The 23726-nt window shown below is 74.3% G+C and carries 23 protein-coding genes; 16 read left to right on the top strand and 7 right to left on the bottom strand.

What is annotated here, in order from left to right:
• Position 1: 1 nt before the first annotated feature.
• Positions 2 to 631 (bottom strand): class I SAM-dependent DNA methyltransferase, encoded by a 630-nt coding sequence (locus EV188_RS18285; protein ID WP_133827668.1) that lies wholly within the window; start codon positions 629 to 631, stop codon positions 2 to 4.
• Between the two features lie 91 nt (positions 632 to 722).
• Here EV188_RS18285 and EV188_RS18280 point away from each other — a divergent pair, with 91 nt between their 5' ends.
• A complete protein-coding gene (locus tag EV188_RS18280) occupies positions 723 to 1106 on the top strand; it encodes a TOBE domain-containing protein (RefSeq protein ID WP_133827798.1) in 384 nt (127 codons plus the stop codon).
• A gap of 267 nt (positions 1107 to 1373) precedes the next feature.
• Entirely contained in the window at positions 1374 to 2891 is a 1518-nt protein-coding gene (locus EV188_RS18275) for an FAD-dependent oxidoreductase (protein WP_166659945.1), read from the top strand.
• A gap of 7 nt (positions 2892 to 2898) precedes the next feature.
• Here EV188_RS18275 and EV188_RS18270 read toward each other — a convergent pair whose 3' ends face one another.
• The gene (locus tag EV188_RS18270) at positions 2899 to 3990 is read right to left on the bottom strand and encodes a M20/M25/M40 family metallo-hydrolase (RefSeq protein ID WP_133827666.1); all 1092 of its coding nucleotides are present in this window, start codon (positions 3988 to 3990) and stop codon (positions 2899 to 2901) included.
• A 292-nt stretch (positions 3991 to 4282) separates the two neighbouring features.
• Here EV188_RS18270 and EV188_RS18265 point away from each other — a divergent pair, with 292 nt between their 5' ends.
• Complete coding sequence (locus tag EV188_RS18265; protein ID WP_133827665.1) at positions 4283 to 5089, top strand: methyltransferase domain-containing protein; 807 nt, start codon at positions 4283 to 4285, stop codon at positions 5087 to 5089.
• Positions 5090 to 5136: 47 nt separating this feature from the next.
• On the opposite strand, the gene EV188_RS18260 is transcribed toward EV188_RS18265, so the two are convergent.
• A complete protein-coding gene (locus EV188_RS18260; RefSeq protein WP_166659944.1) occupies positions 5137 to 5889 on the bottom strand; it encodes a Pr6Pr family membrane protein in 753 nt (250 codons plus the stop codon).
• A gap of 115 nt (positions 5890 to 6004) precedes the next feature.
• Positions 6005 to 6874 carry a 4,5-DOPA-extradiol-dioxygenase gene (gene ygiD, locus EV188_RS18255; protein WP_208114253.1) on the bottom strand — a complete coding sequence of 290 codons (870 nt, stop codon included), beginning with the start codon at positions 6872 to 6874 and terminating at the stop codon, positions 6005 to 6007.
• A gap of 227 nt (positions 6875 to 7101) precedes the next feature.
• Between ygiD and EV188_RS18250 the strand changes: the two genes are divergently transcribed.
• From EV188_RS18250 to EV188_RS18220, 7 genes are all read left to right on the top strand, one after another.
• Complete coding sequence (locus EV188_RS18250; RefSeq protein ID WP_133827664.1) at positions 7102 to 8112, top strand: VOC family protein; 1011 nt, start codon at positions 7102 to 7104, stop codon at positions 8110 to 8112.
• Complete coding sequence (locus tag EV188_RS18245; RefSeq protein WP_133827663.1) at positions 8097 to 8600, top strand: cytochrome P450 family protein; 504 nt, start codon at positions 8097 to 8099, stop codon at positions 8598 to 8600. Before EV188_RS18250 ends, EV188_RS18245 begins: the two co-directional genes overlap by 16 nt.
• Positions 8601 to 8621: 21 nt before the next feature.
• Positions 8622 to 9314 (top strand): cytochrome P450, encoded by a 693-nt coding sequence (locus EV188_RS32995; protein WP_133827662.1) that lies wholly within the window; start codon positions 8622 to 8624, stop codon positions 9312 to 9314.
• A 50-nt stretch (positions 9315 to 9364) separates the two neighbouring features.
• Positions 9365 to 10288: a LysR family transcriptional regulator gene (locus EV188_RS18235; RefSeq protein WP_133827661.1), complete on the top strand. Its 924-nt coding sequence runs from the start codon at positions 9365 to 9367 to the stop codon at positions 10286 to 10288.
• A 105-nt stretch (positions 10289 to 10393) separates the two neighbouring features.
• Positions 10394 to 11509, top strand: a complete 1116-nt coding sequence (locus EV188_RS18230) for an FAD-dependent monooxygenase (RefSeq protein ID WP_133827660.1) — start codon at positions 10394 to 10396, stop codon at positions 11507 to 11509.
• Positions 11509 to 12522 carry an SMP-30/gluconolactonase/LRE family protein gene (locus EV188_RS18225; RefSeq protein ID WP_133827659.1) on the top strand — a complete coding sequence of 338 codons (1014 nt, stop codon included), beginning with the start codon at positions 11509 to 11511 and terminating at the stop codon, positions 12520 to 12522. Before EV188_RS18230 ends, EV188_RS18225 begins: the two co-directional genes overlap by 1 nt.
• Positions 12523 to 12533: 11 nt before the next feature.
• Positions 12534 to 13676 carry an alpha/beta hydrolase family protein gene (locus tag EV188_RS18220; protein ID WP_133827658.1) on the top strand — a complete coding sequence of 381 codons (1143 nt, stop codon included), beginning with the start codon at positions 12534 to 12536 and terminating at the stop codon, positions 13674 to 13676.
• 39 nt (positions 13677 to 13715) lie between these two features.
• Here the strand turns inward: EV188_RS18220 and EV188_RS18215 are convergent, their stop codons facing one another.
• Together EV188_RS18215 and EV188_RS18210 are read right to left on the bottom strand one after the other, a co-directional pair.
• Complete coding sequence (locus EV188_RS18215) at positions 13716 to 14630, bottom strand: aldo/keto reductase (RefSeq protein ID WP_243741810.1); 915 nt, start codon at positions 14628 to 14630, stop codon at positions 13716 to 13718.
• Between the two features lie 50 nt (positions 14631 to 14680).
• Positions 14681 to 15610 (bottom strand): helix-turn-helix transcriptional regulator, encoded by a 930-nt coding sequence (locus EV188_RS18210; RefSeq protein ID WP_133827656.1) that lies wholly within the window; start codon positions 15608 to 15610, stop codon positions 14681 to 14683.
• A 130-nt stretch (positions 15611 to 15740) separates the two neighbouring features.
• Here EV188_RS18210 and EV188_RS18205 point away from each other — a divergent pair, with 130 nt between their 5' ends.
• From EV188_RS18205 to EV188_RS18195, 3 genes are read left to right on the top strand one after another with little or no spacing between them, the layout of a single operon-like run.
• On the top strand, positions 15741 to 16772 hold the full coding sequence (locus EV188_RS18205; RefSeq protein ID WP_133827655.1) for a zinc-binding dehydrogenase: 1032 nt from the start codon (positions 15741 to 15743) through the stop codon (positions 16770 to 16772).
• Positions 16769 to 18127 carry an MFS transporter gene (locus EV188_RS18200; protein ID WP_133827654.1) on the top strand — a complete coding sequence of 453 codons (1359 nt, stop codon included), beginning with the start codon at positions 16769 to 16771 and terminating at the stop codon, positions 18125 to 18127. The genes EV188_RS18205 and EV188_RS18200 overlap by 4 nt, the downstream gene beginning before the upstream one ends.
• 12 nt (positions 18128 to 18139) lie before the next feature.
• The gene (locus EV188_RS18195) at positions 18140 to 18448 is read left to right on the top strand and encodes a carboxymuconolactone decarboxylase family protein (protein ID WP_133827653.1); all 309 of its coding nucleotides are present in this window, start codon (positions 18140 to 18142) and stop codon (positions 18446 to 18448) included.
• A gap of 20 nt (positions 18449 to 18468) precedes the next feature.
• On the opposite strand, the gene EV188_RS18190 is transcribed toward EV188_RS18195, so the two are convergent.
• Complete coding sequence (locus EV188_RS18190; RefSeq protein ID WP_133827652.1) at positions 18469 to 19008, bottom strand: hypothetical protein; 540 nt, start codon at positions 19006 to 19008, stop codon at positions 18469 to 18471.
• Between the two features lie 110 nt (positions 19009 to 19118).
• Here EV188_RS18190 and EV188_RS18185 point away from each other — a divergent pair, with 110 nt between their 5' ends.
• From EV188_RS18185 to EV188_RS18175, 3 genes are all read left to right on the top strand, one after another.
• Positions 19119 to 19691, top strand: a complete 573-nt coding sequence (locus EV188_RS18185; RefSeq protein ID WP_133827651.1) for a TetR/AcrR family transcriptional regulator — start codon at positions 19119 to 19121, stop codon at positions 19689 to 19691.
• Between the two features lie 83 nt (positions 19692 to 19774).
• A complete protein-coding gene (locus tag EV188_RS18180) occupies positions 19775 to 22381 on the top strand; it encodes an ATP-binding protein (RefSeq protein WP_133827650.1) in 2607 nt (868 codons plus the stop codon).
• A gap of 155 nt (positions 22382 to 22536) precedes the next feature.
• Positions 22537 to 23580, top strand: coding sequence for a serine hydrolase (locus tag EV188_RS18175; RefSeq protein ID WP_133827649.1), 1044 nt, complete (start codon positions 22537 to 22539; stop codon positions 23578 to 23580).
• Positions 23581 to 23726 lie beyond the last annotated feature (146 nt).

The following is a 23726-nucleotide window of genomic DNA, read 5'->3' as shown; positions in this document are numbered from 1 at the left end:
GTCAGCGGACGTCGAGCACGACCAGCCGGCAGGTGACGTCCTGCAGGGTCCGGTACGGGTGCTCGTCGGCCTCGCGGAGGGCGACCTGCCCGTCCTCGACGAGGGCGTCGACGGCGGCCTGGTAGCCCTTCGGCTCCCAGATCGGGTCGAGGATGGTCGCGACCACGTGCCCACCGGAGCGCGTCACCCGCACGAACTCCGCGAGCGCCTCCGGGCCGACGTGCCCCTCGGTGAGCGTGCCCACGCAGGTGACCGCGTCGTACGCGGCGTCGTCGATCGGCAGGCGGACCGTCAGGTCGGCGACCTCGACCCGGCGGTAGCACCCGGTGGCCATCGCCTTCTCGAGCATCACCGGGGAGGCGTCGACCCCGTCCACGGTGTAGCTGCCGCGCGCGGCCAGTTCGACGCCGACCAGCCCGGTGCCGGCGCCCGCGTCGAGCACGACCCCGGACGGGGCCAGCTCGGCGAGCCGTGCCGCGGCCACCGCGGGACCCACGTAGCCCATCGACTCGACGATGTCGGCGTCGTAGGTCTCCGCCCACTCGTCGTACAGCACCGCCGCGTCCTCGGCGCCGGCGAGCTCGTACGAGCGTCGCAGGAAAGGGTTGGAGCCGGTGTCGATGTCGGCCATGCGGATCTCCTGGCGCTCGGGCGGCGGACGGTACGGAGGTGTCCGATGATGCCGCAGCCGGCGCTAGCCTCCACGCGTGCCGACGTACCGGATGGCCGAGGCCGCGAACCTGCTCGGGGTCAGCGACGACACCATGCGCCGCCTCGTCGACGCCGAGGGCATCGTCGCCCAGGACGGTTCCGGGCGACGGGTCATCGACGGCGCGGACCTGGCGAAGCTCGCGAAGCAGCGCGCCAACCCCGTCAACGACCCGTCGGACGTGGGGCGCTCCGCCCGGAACCGGTTCGTCGGGCTGGTGACGTCGATCGAGTCCGACAAGGTGATGTCCCAGGTGGAACTGCAGTGCGGGTCGGCGCGCATCGTGTCCCTGATGAGCACCGAGGCCGTCGAGGACCTGGACCTCAAACCCGGCGACCTCGCCGTCGCGGTCGTCAAGTCGACGATGGTCGCGGTGGAGACGCCGAAGCACCGGTAGGAATCCGCCGCGCGGATCAGGCCGGCGCCGGAATGGGAATCCGAAGGTGGCACCTCCGGAGAACGCACGGGAGAGACGTAGTCAAAAATCGGTAGGAGTCCGCGCACGCGCATCCGTCGATTCGCTCGAACTGGACGATCCGCGATTTCGGCTGCTGCACACGGTGACGATGACCATGCACAAGGTGTCGATGAACTGTGGCGTACCCGATCAGCGCATTCTCGGGCGACAATGACGACCCACCTGGGACGAATCGGGGGTCGACACATGCAGACGTCGCGCACTTCCGACGCCGAGGTGGTGATCATCGGCGCCGGCCCGTCGGGCCTGTTCGCCGCGGTCGAGCTGGCGCGCCGCGGTGTGGCAGTGCGGCTCCTGGACCGCCTGCCCGAACCCCATCACCAGACCCGCGCCACCGCGGTCCAGCCGGGGACGCTCGAGCTCCTCGCCGGCGCCGGGATGGTCGACGAGGTCCTGGCGTCGTCGGTCCACGTCACGTCCGCCCGGGTGGTCGACGCCGACCTGAAGCCGGTCGGCGAGATGTCGTACGCCGACATCGACTGCCCCTGGACGTTCCAGTGCAGCCTGCCCCAGTGGCGCACGGAGCAGATCCTCACCGAGCGGCTCGCGCAGCTCGGCGGTGCGGTCGAGCGCGGCGTCGCCGTCTCGTCGGTGGAGGAGCGCGACGACGGTGTGCGGATCCGGCTGGAGCAGGCCGACGGGAGCGCGACGACGGTCGAGGCGGGCTGGGTCGTCGGCGCCGGCGGTGCCCACAGCGTGATGCGGAAGTCGATGGCGGAGACCCTGGAGGGCTACACCTACCCGGGAACGGTCCTGGCGGCCGACGTCGGCGTCCGGTGCGACCTGCCGCGCGACGCCTCGAACCTGGTCGCCACTCCCGGGGGCTTCGTCCTGCTCGTGCCGCTGCCGCACGAGCGCTGGCTCACCTTCGTCGGCGACCTCGACGACGACGAGACGGCACGGCTGGCCGACGCGGACCCGGCCGAGGTCGTCGCGGCCGGGATCGGTCGGCGCATCCCCGCCGCCGTCACGGTGCAGGACGTCGGCTGGGCGACGTCGTTCCAAATGCACCAGCGCGTGGTGCCCCGGCTGGCCGAGGGCCGTCGGTTCCTGCTCGGCGACGCCGGGCACCTGTCGAGCCCGTTCGGCGGCGAGGGTCTGAACGCCGGTCTCCACGACGCCCAGGGACTCGCGTGGAAGCTGGCGCTCACGGCACGCGGGCACGCGCGGCCCGCCCTGCTGGAGAGCTTCGAGGTCGAGCGCCTCGCCGCCGACCACCAGGTGCTCGACGTCTCCCGCCGCATCGACGCGACGGCCCGGGCGGCGGTGGAGGCCGCACGCACGGGCGTCCGGCCGAGCCCGGCGACCCCCGCCCAACGGGGGGCGATGATCCGGGCGCGGTGCCTGCTCGACGTCACCTACGCCGGCAGCCCCGTCGTCGGCGAGCACCTCGGCGTCGGCGCGGCGCCGCCCGCTCCGCCCGCCCCCGGCGAGCGCTTCCCCGGCCGCACGAGCCTGACCGGCACGGCGCACCACCTCCTCGTCGACGACTCCGCGGACGCCGCCGGCGTCGAGCGCCTGGGCAGCCGCTGGCACGGGCTCGTCGAGGTCGTCCGCCGTCCGGGCGACTCCCCGACCTCGTCGAGCGCGCTGCTGGTGCGGCCGGACGGCCACGTCGGCTACCGCGCCACCCCCGCCGACGCGGCCGGGCTCGCCGCCCTCGACGCCTTCCTCGGCTCCTACCTGGTCCCGACGGCCACCTGAGTCCCCGTCACTGCGCCGCGCGTTCGCTCCGGGGCGGGACGCCGTTGAGGTCCACCGCGAACGCCCCGATCCCGTACGCCACGGTGTCGACCATGCGATCGAACAGAGGGCGGTCGATGTTGCCGATGTCGTCGCACGCCCGGTGGTAGCAGGGGTCGAACGGGGCGCCGGCCCGGCCGCCCCACAGGCGGGCCTGCTCGTCGGTCTTCGTGCCCGCGTCCCCGGAGAAGACGCCCCCGGTGGCGATGCGGGCCGCGACGAAGGGGCCGTAGTCGGAGTCGTCGACGAACGGGGTCCCGCGCGCCGGGACGCCCCGGGACACGAGCCGATCGGTGAGCACTCGCTCGATCGCCGTCGAGCCGGGTGCCGCGGCGTCGGTGTTCGCGCCGTCGGAGCCGTCGCCGTCGTAGACGAAGTAGCCGCCGTTCGGCGCGGCAATCACGTCGGAGTTGAGCATGAGGGCGATGTCCCGCTGCGCGTCCTCCGAGAGCCCGCGGACGTAGGCCTGCGAGCCCACCAGGCCCTCCTCCTCCGCGCCGAAGAAGACGAAGCGCACCGCGTTCGTCACCGGGGCGTCGGCGCCGAGCCGCGCCGCGATCTCGAGCTGCGCGGCCACACCGCTGCCGTCGTCGTCGATGCCCGGCCCCTCGGGGACGCTGTCGAGGTGCACGCCGCTGAGCACCACCTCGTCGGTCCGACCGCTCCGGGTCTGCGCGACGACGTTCCGCGTGGTGCCCGACGTCGCCGCGTCCCCGCCCTGGTCTTCGTCGTCGCCGTCGCCCCCGAGCGCGACCGTCGGCGTCTGCACGTCGAAGCCCGCGCGGCGCAGGGTGTCGGCGACGTAGTCGACGCTCTGGTCGTAGCCGGGCGTCCCCGTAGCCCGCGTGCCGCCGTTGCGGGCGGCGATGTCCTGGAGGGCCTGCAGGTGGACGAAGGCCGCGGACCCGGTCGCCGTCGCGGCGAGGTTCTCGGCCAGCGTCCGGTCCCCCACGGGCGCGGACTCCTCGCGCGGCGGCGTCGGCGCGCGCCCCGTCGTGCAGGCGCTGAGCGTCAACGGCGCGATCAGCACCACGGCGACCACCGCTCGCGCCCACCCCATCGCGCCTCCCGGGTCAACCGTTGCCGGGGTCGAGCCTGGTGTGCTTCCTCCCGATCGTCTACGGCGCGCACACCCCGTCGTGTGAGGGCGGTGCCGCCTGACGCTTCTCTCGCGACGTCGGGGTCGGCACGATCGGCACCGGTCCGCCCGACTCCCCGTCGGACACGACAGAGGCTGTCGTGGTGGTCGTCGTCGGCGTGGTGCCGACCCGCGGCCGCGTGCCCGACCGCACCTCGAGGTGACCGCGCCGATCGAACGGCACCGTGGTACCCGCGCTGATCAGGAGGATCGGGTGGAGCGAGCGACGTACACCATCGCCGGCGGAGCGACCGACGCCGACCGGCTCGCCCGTCAGGCGACGGTCATGGCGTCCTCGACCCTCCGCTTCCTCGAGCGAGCGGGACTGCGCGGGGGCGACTCCTGCCTCGACGTCGGCTGCGGTGACGGCCAGACCACGATCGCGATGGCCCGCGCCGTCGGGACGACGGGACGGGTGACCGGTGTCGACCTCGACGACGGCGCCCTGGAGATCGCCCGTCGAGCGGCGGACGACGCCGGCGTCCCGGCGTCCTTCCTCCACGCCGACGCCGGACGCGACGGCCTCCCCGACACCGGTGCCGACCTCGCGTTCGCCCGGCTGGTGCTGAGTCACCTGGTCGACCCGATGGCCGTGGTCCGGGCGATGGCCTCGGCGGTGCGCCCGGGCGGGGTCGTCGCGGTCGAGGACATCTTCACCCCGACCCTGCGCTCCGAGCCGCCCGTGCCGGCGCTGGACGATCTCGCCGACGTCTACGCCGCAACGGTCCGCTTCCACGGCGGCGATCCGACCATCGGCCCCCGTCTCGCCGCCCACCTCACCGCCGCCGGGCTGGTCGACGTCCACGAGGAGACCGTCGAGAACCCGATGACCACCGCGACGCAGAAGATGTTCCTGGCCGAGCTGCTCGACAACATGCGGGACGCCGTCGCCTCGGCCGGCACGGCGACACCCGACCGACTGGACACCATCCGGGCCGCGGTCGCCGCCGGCGCGCAGCGTCCCGACACCGTGTTCTTCCAGGCCCGCATGCACCAGGTGTCCGCACGCCGACCCCAGTAGCGGCACCCCGACCGCGCGCGCCCGGGAGCACCCGTCCACCGCCGGGGTCAGGCCTGGGGCGCTTCCTCCCGATCGTCGACGGCGCGCACACTCCGCGGGCTCGGAGCGGGTGTCGCGCCGACGGTGCGGAACCGGTCGATCCCCGCGAAGATCGCCACCAGGACGAGGGCCACCGCGAAGACGACCGCCGTGCTGACGATCGACCTCGCGTACCCGATCCGGTCGACGTCCAGGAACGGGTAGGGATACCAGCCGACCAGCGCGCCGCGGACGAACGTGTAGGCGATCCAGGCGAGCGGCCACACGAACGCCCAGGCCACGGTGCTGCGGTCGATGCGAGGGCGGGGCCCGAAGAGCAGCCAGCCGAGCAGGGTCGCCCAGGGCGAGATGTAGTGGAAGCCGATGGTGGCGACGAGCTGCCATCCGCTGGGGTGGACGTAGTCGACGAGGACCAGGTCGTAGACCAGGCCGGTGATGGTGATGCCCAGCAGGGCGTCGAGCCGCAGGACGCGCCAGACCCGTCCGTCCCGCACGGGATCGATCACCAGGGAGACCGCGACGATCAGCACGAGGATGTTGCTCTGGATGGTGAAGTAGCTCAGCGTCTGGATCACCCGGGTGCCGATCCCGAGCGAGCCGACGGCCTCGCCGCTGTTGGGGTCGGGGCCGCCGGTAACGATGAGCCCCACCTGGATGACCAGGGCGGCGCCGACGACGGCGGCGATCAGCAGGTGCCAGAGCCGCGAGGCCGTGACGGTCCACGGGGGTGACGACGTCGGTCGGGTGCTGGTGGCGGTCATGGTGGGCGCCTCGTGGTGTCGAGCCGGTGATCGCTGGTGGCCCGGACTCTTCACGAGAGTGATCGCGGGTGGTGTGGAGTTGACCCGAAAGTGACGCCGTGAGCAGGTGTGGGCGTCAGATGTTCGACGCGTCGGGCGGCAGGTCGGCGGGCGGCCGCGGGGCCCCGGCTCCGTCCGGGGCCGCCGGGCACGACGCGTCGAGCGTGTAGGCGGTCATGGACAGGGACCCGTAGGCGTAGCCGTCCACGAGGACGTCGACCCCGGAGGTCGCCTCCGCACCGGCCAGCCCGGCGAAGTAGAGGGCCGGGATGAAGTGGTCCGGGGTCGGCACGGCCGTGCGGAAGTCGGCGTGGGCGTCCAGCGCGGCGAACTCCGTGGGCGCGGTGAGCATCCGCTCGCGCGAGACGTCGCTGAAGCGCCGGGCCCAGTCGTAGCCGTCGTCGGCGAGCTCCCAGCTCATCGCCCCGAGGTTGTGCACGACGTTGCCGCTGCCGATGATCAGGACGCCCCGCCGGCGCAGCGGAGCGAGCCGCGCGCCGAGCTCGAGGTGGTAGTCGAGGGGCTTCTCGGCGTTGATCGACAGCTGGACCACCGGGATCGACGCGTCCGGGAACGCGTGCAGCAGGACCGACCAGGTCCCGTGGTCGATCCCCCAGCTGTCGACGTCCGCCCCCACCCAGGTCGGGTGCACGACCTCGCTGACCTCGTCGGCGAGCTCGGGCAGCCCCGGCGCCGGGTAGTCGACGGCGAACAGCTCGCGGGGGAAGCCGTAGAAGTCGTGGATGGTGCGCGGCCGCGGCATCACGGTGACGGCCGTCGCGTTGATGTACCAGTGCGCGCTGATCACGAGGATCGCGCGGGGGCGCGGGACCGACGTCCCGAGCGAGTGCCACGCGGCGGTGTAGCGGTTGTCCGCCAGCGCGTTCATCGGGTTGCCGTGGCCGAGGAACGCGGCCGGCATGAGCGTGTCGTCGGGCGCCGCCATCGTTGCTCCTCCGTCGGTGACGCGGGCCGTCGAGCCTACGACCCGGGCCGACCGGCACTCCGATCGACGCTGCCCTCTCTCGCCGTCGACCCCTCGGCCGGAGGCCTGTTCACGACGCGAAACCGCGCCCGGCGGTCCCGCTCGTCGCGAACACATCGATCCGCGCGATGACAGGAATCGACAACAATTGTTTCCGGCGATCTGAGCGCCGAAATAGCGTTTCCGGCATGACGAGGCTGCTGAGCCACCTGATCTCCCTCGAGATCACGACCCCGGACGTCGAGTCGTCGGTCGCGTTCTACGTGGAGCGCTTCGGCCTGCGGGTCGTCGACCGCGCCGACGGGAAGGTGTACCTGCGCTGCTGGGGCGACCACTACCGCCACAGCGTCGTCGTCGCCCCTGGCCCGGACGCCGGGCTCGCGGACATGACGTGGCGGGCGGACAGCGAGGCCGCGCTCGACGAGCTCGTCGGGCGCGTGGAGGCCGCGGGCATCCAGGGCGTGTGGCGCGACGACCTGCCCGCCCAGGGCCGCACCTTCACCTTCGTCGGCCCGTTCGGGCACCGGATGAGCCTGGTCTGGGACGTCCCGCCGTTCGTCGCCGAGGCGGGCTACGAGTCCACGTACCCGGACCGCCCGGAGCGGCGCAGCAGCCACGGCGCGGCGCCGCGCTTCCTCGACCACGTGACCATCGCGGCCTCGGACGTGCGCGGCTTCGCGCAGTGGTACTCCGACGTCCTCGGGTTCCGCGTCATGGCCTTCACCGACCTCGAGGACGCGCCCGTCACCGTCTTCTCGGTCCTGACCACCAACGAGAAGTCGCACGATCTCGGGATCGTCATCGACACGTCCGCGACGGCCGGGCGCGTCCACCACATCGCCTTCTGGGCGGACCACCCCGAGGACCTGAACCGCGCGGCCGACATCCTCATCGAGAACGGGACGCCCATCGAGTACGGGCCGTCGGTCCACGGCATCGGGGAACAGAACTTCCTCTACTTCCGGGAACCGAGTAGCCTGCGGGTCGAGCTCAACTCGGGCGGTTACCGCAATTACGTGCCCGATTGGCGCGCCCGGACGTGGCGGCCCTCGCAGGGGTCGAACGACTTCTTCCGCAACTGGCACATGCCCGACTCGATGATGGACGCCTTCCCGACGGCGGCCGGGATGGCGGGCACCGAGGACGGGGTGTCGCCGCAGCTGCACGAGGACCTCACCAACCCGTGGGCCGTGCGATGACCGCGATCTCGGGACCCGCGGCGGCGAGTGCGTTCGACCCGTTCGGCGCCGAGCACCGCGACGACCCCTACCCCGCCTACGCCGTCCTGCGCGACGAGGCGCCGTGCGCCCACCTCGACCGCTACGGCGTCTGGCTGATCTCGCGGTACGACGACGTCGCGGCGGTGCTGCGCGACTGGGAGACGTTCTCGTCCGCGACGGGGGCGGGTCTCGAACCCGTCGCCACACCGGAGGAGGGCGGCGTCATCCTCTCCACCGACCCGCCCGACCACACCCGTGTCCGCCGCGCCGTCGCCCGGGACTTCACCCCGAAGGCCATCGGCGCGCTGGAGCCCCGCGTGCGGGAGCTCGTGGGCCGGGCGCTCGAGGTCGCCCTGGCCGAGGGGCAGGTCGACTGGATCGACCAGGTCGCGCAGCCCGTGCCGACGACGGTGATGGCCGAGCTGATGGGCTACCCCGACCGCCACCGCCAGGAGTACTGCCGGTGAGCGTCGACGATCTTCGACTCGATGGGCTGCCCGGCCGGCGGCGAGACGCCCGCCCTCGCGGAGGCCACCGGCGGGCTGTTCGGCTTCGTCGCCCAGATCGCCGCGGACGGCGAGTACGTCGCCGACGGGTGGGCCGACCGCATCGTGCAGGCCGGCGGGCGGGGCGAGCTCGGTCAGGGCGAGGTCGTCTCCCTGCTCGGCGGGATCCTGGTCGCGGCCATGGACACGACGGTGAACATGCTGGGCAACCTCGCGCACGCCCTCGCGACGCACCCCGACCAGTGGGCCCTGCTGGTCGAACGCCCCGACCTCGTGCCGGCGGCGATCGAGGAGGCCCTCCGGTACGAGTCGCCGGTCCAGCCGGGGTTCTTCCGCGTCACCACGGCCGAGACCACGGTCGCCGGGGTCACCCTGCCCGCGGGCTCGCGGGTGATGGCGGCCTTCGGCAGCGCCAACCGGGACCCGCGCCGGTTCGCGGACCCGGACCGGTTCCTCGTCGATCGGAGCCCCAACGACCACCTCGCCTTCGGGCGCGGTGTCCACTTCTGCCTGGGCGCGCCGGTGGCCCGGATGATCGGGAGGGTCGTGCTCGAGGAGCTCGTCGCGAACGCCGCGGGGGTCCACCTCGCCGGACCGTTCGTCCGCAAGCCGAACCGCATGCTCCGCGGGTTCGACAGCCTGCCGCTGACTGTCCGACATCGATCACGTCGATGACCGGGCCGTGATCGCGGTAGCGTGACGTCCCTCGGAGGAGGGCGCCGACGATGGACCGCGACTCGCTGCTGCCGCAGCTGGACCTGAACCTGCTCGTCGCGTTCGACGTCCTGATCACCGAGTGCAACGTGACGCGGGCGGCGGAGCGGCTGTCGGTGGGGCAGCCGGCGATGAGCGCGTCGCTGGCGCGGCTGCGGAAGTTCTTCGGCGACCCGCTCCTGGTGCGCGAGGGGCGGTCGCTGACCCCGACCCCGACGGCGCTCGAGCTCGTCGGGCCCATCCGCGACGCGCTCGACACAATCGAGTCGACGGTGCGCGCGACCCGCGAGTTCGACCCGCGGACCGACCAGCGGACCTTCGCGCTGATGGCCAGCGACTACGTGCTCCTGGTGCTGCTGCGCCCGCTCCTGGCCGCGCTCGAGGCGGAGGCGCCGAAGCTGCGCCTCAACGTCCGGCCGGCCACCTCCGACGCGGTCGAGCGTCTCGTCCGCTCCGAGCTGGACCTGCTCATCCTCCCGACGGAGCTCGCGGCCCGGGGCGCCGAGGTGCGCTCCGCGCCGCTGTTCTCCGAGCGGTTCGTGGTCGCCGTCGACCGCGACCACCCCGACGTCGGGGAGCAGATCACCGCCGACCAGTTCCGCACGCTCCCCTACCTCGCCTACGACGGCGCCCCGGGGATGACGATCAGCGAGCTCCGGCTCCGTCGCCTCGGCATCGACCGGCACGTCGACGTGCACACCCAGAGTTTCGTCATCCAGCCGTTGATGCTGCCGGGCACGCGCCTCATGGCGTTGCTGCACGAGCGTCTCGCCGTCGCCTTCGCGTCCCACCTGCCGATCCGGCTGCTCGAGCCGCCGTTCGACGTCCCGCCGATGACCGAGGCGATGTTCTGGTCCCCCCGCACCGACGCGGACCCGGCGCACCGCTGGCTGCGCGACCGCGTCCGGCGCGCCGCGGCGGCCATGGATCCCTAGACGCCGGTCATCGATGGGGCCGATGGCTCGCATCGACACGCGTCGCTATCTCCCCCCGACGAAACGCCCCTAGCGTCGTCGGCACAGCCCCGAGGGAGGAGCGCCATGACACGGGCACTGGTCGTCGGGGGCGGGATCGGTGGGCTCGCCGCCGCCACCGCCCTCGCCTCCCGGGACATCGACGTCGAGCTCGTCGAGCGCGAGTCGGAGATCCACGCGCTCGGCAGCGGCATCACCCTCGTCGGGGCCGCCCTCCGGGCGCTGGACCGGCTCGGGGTCTACGAGGACTGCCTCGCCCACGGCTACGCCATGGACGACTTCGAGCTGTTCGACCCGGCGGGCCACCAGATCACGCGCTTCCCGCTGCCGAAGGCGGTCGGGACGGACCACCCCGGCATGGTCGGGATGATGCGCCCCGAGCTGCACCGCATCCTGCTCGCCCGCGCGCAGCGGGCCGGGGTCACGGTGCGCACCGGCGCCGAGGTCACCGGCATCGAGCACCACGGCGGATCGGCGACCGTGACGCTCGCGGGCGGTGAGCGCTCGCGCTACGACCTGGTCGTCGGCGCGGACGGCCTGCGCTCCACCGTGCGCCGGCTCGTCCACGGCGACGTCGAGATCCGGTTCCTGGGGCAGGGCATCTACCGGGTCGTGCTGTCGCGGCCCGCCGAGCTGACCACCGAGTGCCAGATCGTCGGCGGCGAGGACACCACGATCGGCTTCACGCCCACCGGGCCGGACAGCATGTACATGTACGTGCTCTTCCCGATCGACACGAGCTTCCGCCCGGGCCCGGACGCGCCGGCGGCGGTGCGCGAGCGCCTCGCGCCGTTCGGCGGGTTCGCCGCGACGGCGCGCGCGGAGGTCAGGGCCACGACGCCGATCAACTACACGAGCTTCGAGAACCTCCTCGTCGGCGAGCCGTGGCACCGCGACCGCGTCCTCGTGCTGGGCGACGCCGCGCACGCCACGACCCCGCACCTCGCCGCGGGCGCCGCGATGTGCCTGGAGGACGCGGTCGCCCTCGGCGAGGAGCTCGGGGCCGGCGCGGGCGTCGACGACGGCCTGCGCACGTTCGGCAAGCGCCGGTTCGACCGGTGCCGGTACGTCGTGGAGACCTCGGCGCAGATCAGCTTCTGGGAGACGCACCCGGGCACGCCCGGCGCGGACCACGCCGGGTTGATGGGCCAGGCCTTCGCCCAGATCGCCCAGCCGTTCTGATGCCGAACCCTCTCCTGACCTGGGAGTTCGACCCGGCCGCCGTCCGCACGGTCGGGCGGGACCTCCAGCGGCCCGAGTGCATCCTCGCCGAGCGCGACGGCACGCTCTGGACCGCGGACGCGCGGGGCGGCGTCGTCCGGATCGGCCCGGACGGCACGCAGGACCTCGTCGCGGCGCGCCCGTCGGGGCACTTCGACACCGAGCGGGACATGGCGGGGAGCCTGCTCACCGGCACGCTGCCCAACGGCCTCGCCTTCACCGAGGGCGGCGACTTCCTGATCGCCAACTTCGGCACCGACGCCCTCGAGGTCATGGACCGGGGCGGCACCGTCCGCACCCTGTACGACACGATCGACGGGCAGCCGCTGGGCAAGGTCAACTTCGTCCTCCGGGACCGGCGCGGCCGGACCTGGATCACGGTGTCGACCATGGTCAACCCGTGGAGCGACGCGATCGGCCGGCACGTGGCCGACGGGTACGTCGCCGTCCTCGACGACCGCGGCCTGCGCGTCGTCGCGGACGGCTTCGCCTTCACCAACGAGATCCGGTTCGACGCCGACGAGCAGTGGCTCTACGTCGCCGAGACGACCGGCAAGCGCGTCACGCGCCTGCGCATCGCCGACGACGCCTCCGTGCTCGAGCGCGAGGTCTTCGGGCCGAGCTCGATGGGCGACGGCCTCGTCGACGGCATCACCTTCGACAGCCACGGCAACCTCTGGGCGACGATGATCTTCGCCGACCGCCTGGTCGCCCTGACGCCCGAGGGCGAGCTCCTCGAGCTGTTCTGCGACGGCGACCCCGAGGCCACCGCGCGCTTCGAGGCGGAGTTCGCCGCCGGGCAGGCCGTCGGCTTCGAGACCCTGTCGGCGACCGGCGGCACCCTCGCGCCCTGGCTCGCCAGCGTCACCTTCGGCGGCCCGCACCTCGACCACGTCTACCTCGGCAGCCTGCGCGGGACCACGCTGCCCAGCTTCCCCGCGCCCGTCCCCGGGCTGCCACCGACCCACTGGTGAGAGGACCCGCCGTGTTCGAGGTGTTCCCGGGCAACTACGTGTGGAACCTGTCGGTCAACATCGCGCTGAACACCGGCGCCCACATCAGCGAGGTCGACGAGGCGTGCGCGCCCGTCCTCGACGCCGCCCGTGACGGCGAGGACGCGGGCACCGAGCTGTTCTTCCGCTCCTGGACGGCGGTGGCCGACCGGCTCGCGGAGCTCGCGCGGGAGGACGAGGCCGCGGGCCATCCCCTCTCGGCCGGCGCCCGCTACTACCGCGCGGCGGTGCACTACCTCACCGCGGAGCGCCTGCAGAGCAGGCACTACGCGCCGCGGCAGGACGCCTACCGGGCGATGCTCGACGCCTTCGGGAAGGCCCTCGCGCTCGACCGGCACGACACCACCCGCGTGGAGATCCCCTACGGCGACACGAGCCTGCCCGCGCTGTTCGTCGCCGCCCGGGGCGTCGACGGGCCGGCGCCCTGCATGGTGTTCACCAACGGGCTGGACAGCACGAAGGAGATGGTCCACGGCTCGGGGATCGCCCAGGAGCTCGCGCGGCGGGGCGTGTCGTCGCTGATCGTGGACCACCCCGGCAGCGGGGAGGCGCTCCGGCTGCGGGGACTGACCGGGCGGCACGACAGCGAGCACTGGGCGGGTCCGTGCGTGGACTGGCTCGAGACCCGCGACGACGTCGACGGCGAGCGCGTCGGCGTCATCGGCTGGTCCCTCGGGGGCTACTACGCCCCGCGCGCCGCCGCGTTCGAGGAGCGCTTCCGGATCTGCGTGGCCTGGGGCGCCAACTACGACTGGGGCGAGCTGCAGAAGCGTCGCCTGGCCCGCGAGGGCGACCGCCCGGTGCCGCACTACTGGGACCACGTCCAGTGGGTGTTCGGGAAGGACACCCTCGACGAGTTCATGGCGTTCGCGCCGTCCATGAGCCTGGTCGGCGTCACCGAGAGGATCACCGTGCCGTTCCTCGTCACCCACGGCGCGAACGACCGGCAGATCCCCCGCGAGTACGCGATCGCCCAGTACGAGACGGCGGTCAACAGCCCCAGGCGCGAGCTCAAGTGGTTCACCGCGCGGGAGGGCGGTGTCGAGCACGTCAGCGCCGACAACATGCCCGCCGCCACCGGCTTCATCGCCGACTGGATCCACGACACCCTCTGAGTCACCGGCCCGGCGGCGATCAGGACCCGGTGAGCGCGCTCAGCGCTCGATGAGCGCCATCTGCGACTCGCTGTGGTGCCCGCCCTCGGCCGGGGGCAGCTCGTCGAGGCGGCGCAGCTGCTCGGCGCTGAGCTCGACGCCGTCGGCCGCGACGTTCTCCTCGAGCCGGGACACGCGCTTGGTGCCCGGGATCGGGGCGATGTCGCCGCCCTTGGACAGCAGCCAGGCCAGCGCGACCTGCGCCGGGGTGGCGCCGACCTCGCCCGCCACGGCCCCGACCTCGTCGGCGAGGGCCAGGTTGCGCCGGAACGCCTCCCCCACGAACCGCGGGTTGTCCTTGCGGAAGTCGTCGTCGGCGAAGTCCTCGACCGTCCGGATCTGCCCGGTGAGGAAGCCGCGGCCCAGCGGGGAGTAGGGCACCAGCCCGATCCCGAGCTCGCGCAGCAGCGGCAGGATCTCCTCCTGGTCGCGGGTGAACAGCGAGTACTCCGACTGCAGCGCCGTGATCGGGTGGGTCGCGTGGGCCCGGCGGATCGTGTCGGTCCACGCCTCCGAGAGCCCGAGGTGGCGGACCTTGCCGGCCGCCACCAGCTCGGCCATCGCCCCGACGGTCTCCTCGATCGGCGTGCTCGGGTCGACCCGGTGCTGGTAGTAGAGGTCGATGTGGTCGACGCCGAGGCGGCGCAGCGACCCGTCGACGGCCGCCCGGACGTTCTCCGGGCTGGAGTCGGCGCCCTCGCGGCCCGTGTGGGAGATCAGCCCGAACTTGGTGGCGAGCACGACCTCGTCGCGGCGGCCCTTGATCGCCCGGCCGACGAGCTCCTCGTTGACGTAGGGCCCGTAGACCTCGGCGGTGTCGACGAGCGTGACGCCGAGGTCGAGGGCGCGGTGGATGGTGCGGATCGACTCGTCGTCGTCGCTGCCGGCGCCGGTGTAGCCGTGGGACATGCCCATGGCGCCCAGGCCCAGGCGTCCGACCTGGAGATCGTTCAGCGTCGCGGTCTTCACGGTGTGGTCCTCGTGTTCGTGGGTGGTGTCGGGGAGACGGTGGACGTGCTCTGCGCGGTCGTGGCGGCCCAGGTGGCGAGCAGGGTCAGGGCATCGGCCGACGGCGAGGCGGGTTCGGGGCTGTAGACGGTCAGCCGCAGGCCGGGGTCGGCGGGCAGCGGGATCGTCTCGTAGCCGACCTCCATCTCGCCGACGACGGGGTGGTGGAAGCGCTTGGTGCCCGTGCGGTGCAGGCGCACGTTGTGCTTGGCCCAGCGGACGCGGAACTCCTCGCTGCGGGTGGAGAGCTCGCCGACGAGGTCGGAGAGGTCGCGGTCGTAGGGGTCGCGGCCGGCCTCGGTGCGCAGGTTGTTGACGGCGACGTCGGCCATGAAGTCCCAGTCGGGATAGAACTCGGACGCGGCCGTGTCGAGGAAGCAGAACCGCGCGAAGTTCACCGGCACGGCCGGGTCGGGGTGCTGCGGGTCGGGGTAGAGCGGCGCGTAGAAGGCGTAGCCCAGGGGATTGGCGGCGACGAGGTCCTGACGCGCGTTGCCGATCATCGCCGGCAGCGTCAGGCCGTCGAGCAGCCGCCGCAGCATCGGGCGGACCGCGGTGGCCCGCTTCGGGCGGGCACGCCGTTGCGGGCTGGTGGTGACGCTGCGGTGCAGGTCGGCGAGGTGGGAGCGCTCGGCCTCGTCGAGCTGCAGGGCCCGCGCGATCGCGTCGAGCACCGACTCGGACACGCCGGCGGCCTTCCCGCGCTCGAGCTGGGTGTAGTAGTCCACCGACAGCCCGGCCAGGGTCGCGACCTCGCCGCGGCGCAGGCCGGGCACGCGGCGCTTGCCGGCGTCGTAGACCGGCAGGCCGACCTGGTCGGGGGTGATCCGGGCCCGTCGGGAGGCCAGGAACTCCCCGAGCTCGGCACGGTCGTTGCCTCCGGTCATGCCTCCACGGTAGGACCGGCGGGCGCGCTCCGCGGGGTGCTGCGCACGGGGGTGCTGCCGGCACCCCCCTCGTGGCACCCCTCCGGGCTCCGCCTGTCAGGACGGCCGGACGGCGCGTTCCCTCGACGTCATGAAGGCCACCGTCATGTACTCCGCCGGCGACGTCCGCGTCGAGGACGTCCCCGACCCCGTGATCCAGCAGCCCACCGACGCGCTCGTGCGCATCACCACCTCCTGCATCTGCGGCAGCGACCTGTGGCCCTACGGCTCCATGCCCGCCGGGAACCCGGCGCGGATGGGTCACGAGTTCCTCGGGGTGGTCACCGACGTCGGCTCCGACGTGTCGGGGCTGCAGGCCGGCGACCACGTCGTCGCCCCGTTCGCCTACTCCGACGGCACCTGCGCGTTCTGCCGTGAGGGCCTCCACACCTCGTGCGTCCACGGCGGGTTCTGGGACGAGCCCGGCCAGCAGGGCGGGCAGGCCGAGGCCATCCGCGTCCCGCTCGCCGACGGCACGCTCGCCAAGCTCCCCGAGACCGACGCCGCGCTCGCGCCGTCGCTGCTGACGCTGTCGGACGTGTTCGGCACCGGCTACCACGCCGCCGTGCGCGGTGGCGTCGCTCCGGGCAGGACCGTCGCGGTCGTCGGTGACGGCGCCGTCGGCCTGCTCGCCGTGCTGTCGGCCACGCTGCTGGGCGCCGAGCAGATCATCCTCATGGGCCGGCACAAGGACCGCACCGACCTGGGCCGCGAGTTCGGCGCCACCGACGTCGTCGCCGAGCGCGGCGAGGAGGGTGTGGCGAAGGTCCGCGAGCTCACCCGCGGCGAGGGCGCCCACGTCGTGCTCGAGGCCGTCGGCGCCCGCCCGGCCTACGACCAGTCCTACGGCGTCGTGCGCCCCGGCGGCACGATCAGCCGCGTCGGCGTCCCGCAGTACGAGGAGGCCCCGGTCGGGTTCGCCAGCCTGTTCGGCGGCAACGTCACCCTCACCGGCGGGCCCGCCCCGACCCGCGCCTACATCGACACCCTGCTGCCGAAGGTGCTCGACGGCTCGATCGAGCCCGGCAAGGTCTTCGACCGCACCGTGGGGCTCGACGGCGTCCCCGACGGCTACCGCGCGATGGCCGATCGCGAGGCGCTCAAGGTCCTCGTCCGCCCGTGACCGCGGGGCGTGCGACGGTCGTGGTGGCGTCGGCCGGGGTGCTGCTGACCCTGGTCGCGTTCACCACGCCACTGGCGACGCTGGCCGGCACCGCGGCCGGGCTCGGCGCGGGGACCGGTGCGCAGGCCTGGATCCTCGCGGCGATGAGCCTGGGCTGCGCGGCCGGGCTCATGGCCGCGGGGGCGATCGGCGACGAACGCGGTCGCCGCCGGGTGTTCGTCGCCGGCGGCGCCGTGCTGGCGCTGACCTCGCTGCTGGCCGGGCTCGCGCCGGGCCCGGTCTGGCTCGTCGTCCTGCGGATCGGGCAGGGCCTCGGCGGCGCGGGGGTGATGGCCTGCGGACTGGGCCTGATCGGGCAGGCGTTCCCCACCGGCCGTCCCCGCGCGCGGGCGACCGGAGCATGGGGCGCGGCGCTGGGCGCCGGGGTCGCCGTCGGCCCGGTGACCGCTGCCGGGCTGGCCGCCCTCGGCGGCTGGCGCCTGCCCTACCTGGTGATCGCGGCCGCCGCGCTCGCCCTGGCGGTCGCGGGACGCGCGCTGCTGGTCGAGTCCCGCGCCGCGCACCCCCGCCCGCTCGACGTGCCCGGCACGCTGCTCCTGCCGGCCGGGATCGCGGCGCTGCTGGCCGGGCTCGTGCAGGGCCGCAGCGACGGGGGCGTGCCCGCCACCGTCGTGCTGCTCGTCGCCGCGGTGCTCCTGCTGGCCGGCTTCGTCGCCGTCGAGCGTCGCAGCCGCGCGCCGATGCTGGACCTCACCCTGTTCCGGTGCCCCGACTTCACCGCCGCGACGATCGCCGCGGTCGGCGCCGGGGCGGGCGTGCTCTCGCTGTCGAACTTCGTGCCGACCGTGCTGGAACGCGGACTCGGCACGAGCGCCGTCCTCGCGACGGTGGTGCTGCTCGCCTGGTCGGCCACGAGCGCGGTCACGGCCTACGCCGCCCGCTGGCTCCCCGAGGCGCTCACCCCGCGGGCGCTGCTGGTCGGCGGTCTCGTCGGCGTCGCGGCCGGCCAGGTCGCCCTGCTCGGCCTCGCCGTCGACAGCTCCCCGTGGCGGCTCGTGCCCGGACTGCTGGTCGCCGGGGCCGCCAACGGCGTGCTCAACGCCGCGCTCGGCCGCCAGGCCGTGGCCAGCGTCCCGCCCGAGCGCACCGCGATGGGCTCCGGGGCGAACAACACCGCCCGCTACGTCGGCTCCGCGCTCGGCATCACCGTCTGCGCGGTCGTCGTCGCCGGCGCCGGCAGCGGACCGGCCGCGACCCTCGCCGGCTGGGACTCCGCCGTCGTCGTCACCACCGTCGTGTCGCTCGCGTGTGCTCTGCTCGCGCTGGCCGTCCGCGGCCGCGCCCCGACATCCTGAGAGGAATCGATCATGGCCAAGAACCCGATCGCCCTGTCCCCGAAGCTCGCCGAGCTCACCAGCGAGGTCCTCTTCGGCGACGTGTGGGAGCGCCCCGGACTCTCGCAGCGCGACCGCAGCCTCGTCACCGTCGCCTCCCTGGTCTCGCTCTACCGCGTCGAGCAGCTGCCGTTCCACCTCGGCCGGGCCATGGAGAACGGGCTGACCCGCGAGGAGCTCGTCGAGGCCATCACCCACCTCGCGTTCTACGCCGGCTGGCCCACGGCGGTCACGGCCCTGAGCCGCCTCGAGGACGTGCTCGGGGAGGCCGGCGAGGAGTGACGGGGAGCTGGTCGCCCGCCTCAGCTCCTCCCCCGGCCCAGGCGCAGCGCCAAGACCAGGAAGAACACGCCGCCGAGCAGGGCGTAGCCCGCCACGGCGGCCAGGGACGGCCCGGGGCCGGACGCCATGGCGACGAACGCCGCACCGGCCAGCACGGAGAGCCCGCCGCTGAGGACCATCGCCCCCTGGCCCCCGACGCGGCGCCGGCGGACGGCCACGACGAGCTGCACGACGCCGGCCACGACGGCCCACGCGCCCCACACCCGCAGGACGGCCGGGACGCCGGAGCCGACGGCGAGCGCGAGCCCGACGGCGGCGAGGGCGCTGATGGCGACGTTGACGGCGAGCGGGGCCGCGTCCGCGCGGGAGGTGCGGGCGTCGACCACCGCCGCCGCCGCGTCGACCACGGGGTAGAGCACGAGCAGCGCCGCGGTCAGGACACCGACGCTCGACGCGCCGAGGAAGAGCAGGACCGCCCAGACGAGGGCGAAGACGAACCGCGCGAGATAGAGCGGCCGGAGCGTCGGGGCGGCAGGGGCCGGGGCGGTAGCGGTGGTCATGAGTAGCCCTCTCGGGAGGTAGAAAGACCGTTCTCTCTTGGCTGTCGTCGAGGTTGGCACAGGCGCACCGCCGCCGCAAGACCGACCGTTCTTTCTGCTAGCGTCGACGCGTGACGACGACCGCCCGGGAACGCCTGCTGACCACGGCGAGCGCGCTGTTCTACCGCGAGGGGATCCGCGCGGTCGGGGTCGAGCGCATCCTCGGTGAGGCACCGTCGACGCGGGCGACGTTCTACCGGCACTTCCCGTCGAAGGAGGACCTCGTCCTCGCCTACCTGCACGGGGTCGACGACCGCACCCGCGCCGTCGTGCAGGCCGCCGTCGAGACCTCCCCGTCGCCGGACGACGCGCTGCGGGCCATCGGCGCCGCCGTCACCGACGACCTGGCCGACCCGGCGTTCCGCGGCTGCGCCTTCCTCAACGCCGCCGCCGAGTACCCCGACCCCGCCGACCCGGTCCGCCGGCTGATCCTCGAGCACCGGGCCTGGTACGTGGGCACCCTGACCGAGCTGTTCGGTGAGGTCTTCGGCGACTCACCCCGGCGCGGCCGGCCGGAGGACGCCGCGGCGCACTTCGTCATGATGCGCGACGGCGCCATGACCGGCGCGGGCCTCGACGGCGCCGAGGCCGTCGGCGCGGCGTTCCGGCGCGGCCTGGAGGGCCTGCTCACGCTCCTGCACTGACCGCCCGTCACCGGCCCGTCGCCGTCCGCGGCCGTGATGGACCGCCGGTCCGTTCCTCCCTACTGTCCGGGAGGCGGGCCGAGATGGCGGGGGTGGCCGGGGTGGTCGAGCTCCTGGAGCGGGACAGCGAGCTCGAGGTGCTGGCCGCCGCGCTGGACCGGGCCCGTCACGGCAGCGGGTCGGTGGTCCTGGTCTCCGGCGAGGCGGGAGTGGGCAAGACCAGCCTCGTCCACGCCGTCGCGCGTGCGGACCGCGGGACGCGGGTGCTGGCCGGCGCGTGCGACGACCTGGTGACGCCGCGGACGTTCGGGCCGTTCCGCGACGTCGTCCGCGACCCGCAGAGCGACCTCGGCCGCGCCCTGCTCGACGGCGACCGGGCCGCGGTGCTGCCCGCGGTCCTGGACGAGCTGGCGGCGGAGCCGACGGTGCTGGTGGTCGAGGACGTGCACTGGGCGGACGACGCGACGCTCGACGTGCTGCGCTTCCTGGCCCGGCGGACCGAGGACCTGCCGGCCGTCCTGGTGATGACCTTCCGCGAGGAGGAGGTCGGCGACGGCCTGCGCCGCGTGCTCGGCGCCGTCGGCGGTCCGGCCGTCCACCGTCTGGCGCTCCGCCGGCTCTCGCGTGCCGCGGTCGCCCGGTGGGCCGAGGCCACCAACGCGACCTCCGCCCCGCTCTACGCCCTCACCGGCGGCAACCCCTTCTTCGTCTCGGAGATCCTGGCGGCGACACGCGGCGCCCCCGTCGCACAGGACCTCGCCGGCGTCCCGGCGACGGTGGCGGACGCGGTCCTGGCGCGGGTGCACGGCCTCGACGCCGCGGTCCGGGTCGCGCTCGAGCAGCTCGCGGTCGTGCCCTCGCCGGTCGAGATCGACCTCGCGCGGCAGCTGGTCGGCGACCTCGCCGTGCTCGCGCCCGCCGAGGAACGGGGCCTCCTCGAGGTCGGCCCGCAGGCGGTGGCGTTCCGACACGAGCTCACGCGCCGCGCGGTGGAGGACGCGGTGCCGACCAGCCGGCGGCTCGGGCTCAACGCCCGCGTGCTCGAGGCACTGCGGGGCCGGCCGGACCCCGACCGGGCCCGCCTGGTCCACCACGCCCTCGGGGCCGGCGACGACCTCGCCGTCGTGGAGCTCGGGCCGGACGCGGCCGCCCAGGCCGCGCGGGGCGGCGCGTTCGCCCAGGAGGTCGCGCTCTACCGCCACGTCCTCGCCCGCGGCGACCTGCTGGACGCGGCCGACCGGGCCGCGGCGCTGCAGGCCTGCACCGCCGCGCTGTTCACCCTCGACCGGCCGGAGGAGGCCCTCGAGACCGGCGAGGCCGCGGTCGCGGTGCGCGAGGAGCTGGGCGACCCGCAGCGCCTGGGCGAGGCGCTCACGCCGCTCGGTCCCGTCTACTGGGCGCTGGCCCGCGGCGACGAGGCCGACGCCACCGCCGAGCGGGCCGTCCGCCTGCTCCGCGACCACGAGGGGCCGTCGCTGGCGGTCGCGCTGGGGTACCGGGGCCTGCTCCTCTCGGCCGCCGACCGGTTCGAGGAGGCCATCGCCGTGGCCGACGAGCAGGTGGACGTGGCGGAGCGTCTCGGCACGCCCGGACTGGACGCGCTCGGCCGGATGCTGCGGGCCCGGTGCCGGATGCTCCTGGGCGACGCCGGGGGTCGCGAGGAGATGGCGGACGCCCGCCGCCGGGCGGCCGCTGCGCACCACCACGTGCTCGTCGTCCACACCTACGTCCTCGAGGTGCAGGAGCTCTTCGAGCTCGGTCGGTACGAGGAGGCGGACCGGCTCGCCGCGGAGGGCCTCGACCGGGCGCACGGCCGGGAGGTCGACCTCTACGCCGACCACCTCCGGGTGCACCGTCACCTCGTCGAGGGCGTGCACGGCGCCTGGGAGGCGGCGGAGGAGGGCCTGCGCGCCCTGGTCGGACGGCCCGGCGAGGAGTCCGCGGTGACCCGCGTCAGCCTGCCGGGGCTGGCCCGGCTCCTGGTCCGGCGGGGCGCCGACGACGCCGAGGACGTGCTCGCGTGGGCCGTCGACTACGCCCGCCGCACCGACAGCCGCTACGAGCTGGTCCCCGCCCTGCTCGCCCTCGTCGAACACTGCTGGGTGCACGACCGCCCCGACCGGGCCGCCGCCGTGCTCGTCGAGCTCACGGAACGCACCGCCGGCCCGGGACCCGCACGCCAGCGCGCCGAGGTCGTGCGCTGGCGACGCCGGTTCGGCGAGGCCACACAGCCCCCGGCCGGGTGCCCCGAGCCGTTCGCGTCCGGCGTCCGGGGCGAGTGGCGCGCCGCCGCCCAGGGCTGGGCCGCGCTCGGCGCTCCCTACGAACAGGCCCTCGACCTTCTCGACGCCCCCGACGAGGAGACGGTCCGCGACGCCTTCGCGCTCCTCGACGGCCTCGGCGCCAGGCCCGCGACCGACCGCGCGCGACACCGGCTGCGGTCGCTGGGCGCCGGCACCATCCCCCGCGGACCCGCACCCGCCACCCGGGCGAACCCGCACGGGCTCACCGATCGCCAGATGACGATCCTGCGCCGCCTCGCCCTGGGGCACACCAACGCCGAGATCGCCCGGGAGCTCGTCGTCTCGGTCCGGACCGTCGACCACCACGTCTCCGCGGTCCTGCAGAAGCTCGGCGTCACCGGCCGCCGCGAAGCCGCCGCGGCCGCCGCCTCCCTCGGGATCACCTAGATCCACGCCGGGCCCTCGACCCGGACGAGCGACCACGCCACCACGGGGTGAACCCGTTCACCCGTTCTGCCGGTCGCCCCATCAGTCACACGCGCCTCTCTTGACCCACCCACCTCACCAGTCACTACGTTGCGCAGAGCGGCGGAGGGGGCGGCGTGGACGGCGACGACTGGTGCGGTCCGGGCGGGGTGACCGTCGTGCCCCGCCGAACCGTGCCCGGCCGACGCCGGATCGACGACGACCCGCCGACCGTGCCCCTGGTCGGCCTCCGTCCCCCGGGCGTCGACGAGCCGCCACGGCCGCGACGCCGCCCCGCACGACACGCCGGGGTCCTCGTGCTGCTCCTCGGCCTGATCGCCGTCGCCGCGTCCGGCGACCTCGGTCGCCCGGCGACACCCGCTCCCCCGCCGATCGCCGCGCCCGCGCCGTCGCCGGCGGTCCGCGAGGTCGACCCGGCCGCCGCCGCCCGCGAGGCGACCGCCGCGATCGACCGCCTCGTCACCGGTGACTCGGTCGGCCACGTCTCGGTGGCCGCGCGCAACCTCACCACCGGGCAGAGCTTCGGCTACGCGCCCGACACCCCGATCGCGACCGCGAGCGTCGTCAAGCTGAACATCCTGCAGACCCTCCTCCTGCAGAGCCAGGACGCCGGTCGGCAGCCCTCGACCGGCGCGCGGGAGCTGGCCGAGCTGATGATCACCCAGAGCGACAACGACGCCGCCTCCAGCCTGTGGGAGGACGTCGGCGGCATCCCGGCGATCGACGCCGCCAACGACCGCCTCGGTCCCCGCGACACCCACCTCGACGACCACTGGGGCAGCACCACGACCCCGGCGTCCGACCAGCTCGCCCTGCTCACGGCCCTGGCCGGCCCCTCACCGCTCGACCCGGCCTCCCGCGCCTACGCCCGCGACCTCATGACCCGCGTCGCCGACGACCAGCGATGGGGCGTGAGCGCCGCCGCCGACCCCGGCACGAGCACCGCGCTGAAGAACGGGTGGACGCCCGACGCCGCCGCCGACGGCCGCTGGGTCGTCGGGTCCGTCGGGTCGGTCACCGTCGGCGGCGACACGGTGCTGCTCGCGGCCCTGACCGAGCACCAGCCCGACAAGACCACCGGCATCCAGCTCGTCGAGGCGCTGTCGCAGGCCGCCGCGCGGGCCGTGGCGCGACCACCGGCGCGGGCCACGTCCGGCTGACGCCCGACCGGTGACGGGGCACAGGGCCGGCCCCGGACTTCGTCCCGGGGGGAGGAACGGCGTCCGGGACCGGCACGTCATCGTGGCACCGGATCGCCGATCCCACAGGGGCCGATCGCTGCGGCCACGCGGCGCCAGGGGTCGGG

It is taken from the genome of Actinomycetospora succinea, assembly GCF_004363095.1.
Classification (GTDB): Bacteria; Actinomycetota; Actinomycetes; order Mycobacteriales; family Pseudonocardiaceae; genus Actinomycetospora; species Actinomycetospora succinea.
The sequence above is the reverse complement of the archived record's forward strand: the minus strand, read 5'-3'. Positions and strand labels throughout refer to the sequence as shown.

Bases quoted from the DNA above. Each gene is read 5' to 3' on its own strand.
- EV188_RS18205 (WP_133827655.1), top strand. From the start codon at position 15,741: ATGAAGGCCACCGTCATGTACTCCGCCGGCGACGTCCGCGTCGAGGAC.
- EV188_RS18275 (WP_166659945.1), top strand. From the start codon at position 1,374: ATGCAGACGTCGCGCACTTCCGACGCCGAGGTGGTGATCATCGGCGCC.
- EV188_RS18235 (WP_133827661.1), top strand. From the start codon at position 9,365: ATGGACCGCGACTCGCTGCTGCCGCAGCTGGACCTGAACCTGCTCGTC.
- EV188_RS32995 (WP_133827662.1), top strand. From the start codon at position 8,622: ATGGGCTGCCCGGCCGGCGGCGAGACGCCCGCCCTCGCGGAGGCCACC.
- EV188_RS18215 (WP_243741810.1), bottom strand. From the start codon at position 14,630: ATGGGCATGTCCCACGGCTACACCGGCGCCGGCAGCGACGACGACGAG.
- EV188_RS18190 (WP_133827652.1), bottom strand. From the start codon at position 19,008: ATGACCACCGCTACCGCCCCGGCCCCTGCCGCCCCGACGCTCCGGCCG.
- EV188_RS18210 (WP_133827656.1), bottom strand. From the start codon at position 15,610: ATGACCGGAGGCAACGACCGTGCCGAGCTCGGGGAGTTCCTGGCCTCC.
- EV188_RS18280 (WP_133827798.1), top strand. From the start codon at position 723: ATGGCCGAGGCCGCGAACCTGCTCGGGGTCAGCGACGACACCATGCGC.
- EV188_RS18180 (WP_133827650.1), top strand. From the start codon at position 19,775: ATGGCGGGGGTGGCCGGGGTGGTCGAGCTCCTGGAGCGGGACAGCGAG.
- EV188_RS18230 (WP_133827660.1), top strand. From the start codon at position 10,394: ATGACACGGGCACTGGTCGTCGGGGGCGGGATCGGTGGGCTCGCCGCC.
- EV188_RS18260 (WP_166659944.1), bottom strand. From the start codon at position 5,889: ATGACCGCCACCAGCACCCGACCGACGTCGTCACCCCCGTGGACCGTC.
- EV188_RS18250 (WP_133827664.1), top strand. From the start codon at position 7,102: ATGACGAGGCTGCTGAGCCACCTGATCTCCCTCGAGATCACGACCCCG.
- EV188_RS18225 (WP_133827659.1), top strand. From the start codon at position 11,509: ATGCCGAACCCTCTCCTGACCTGGGAGTTCGACCCGGCCGCCGTCCGC.
- EV188_RS18195 (WP_133827653.1), top strand. From the start codon at position 18,140: ATGGCCAAGAACCCGATCGCCCTGTCCCCGAAGCTCGCCGAGCTCACC.
- EV188_RS18270 (WP_133827666.1), bottom strand. From the start codon at position 3,990: ATGGGGTGGGCGCGAGCGGTGGTCGCCGTGGTGCTGATCGCGCCGTTG.
- ygiD (WP_208114253.1), bottom strand. From the start codon at position 6,874: ATGGCGGCGCCCGACGACACGCTCATGCCGGCCGCGTTCCTCGGCCAC.
- EV188_RS18285 (WP_133827668.1), bottom strand. From the start codon at position 631: ATGGCCGACATCGACACCGGCTCCAACCCTTTCCTGCGACGCTCGTAC.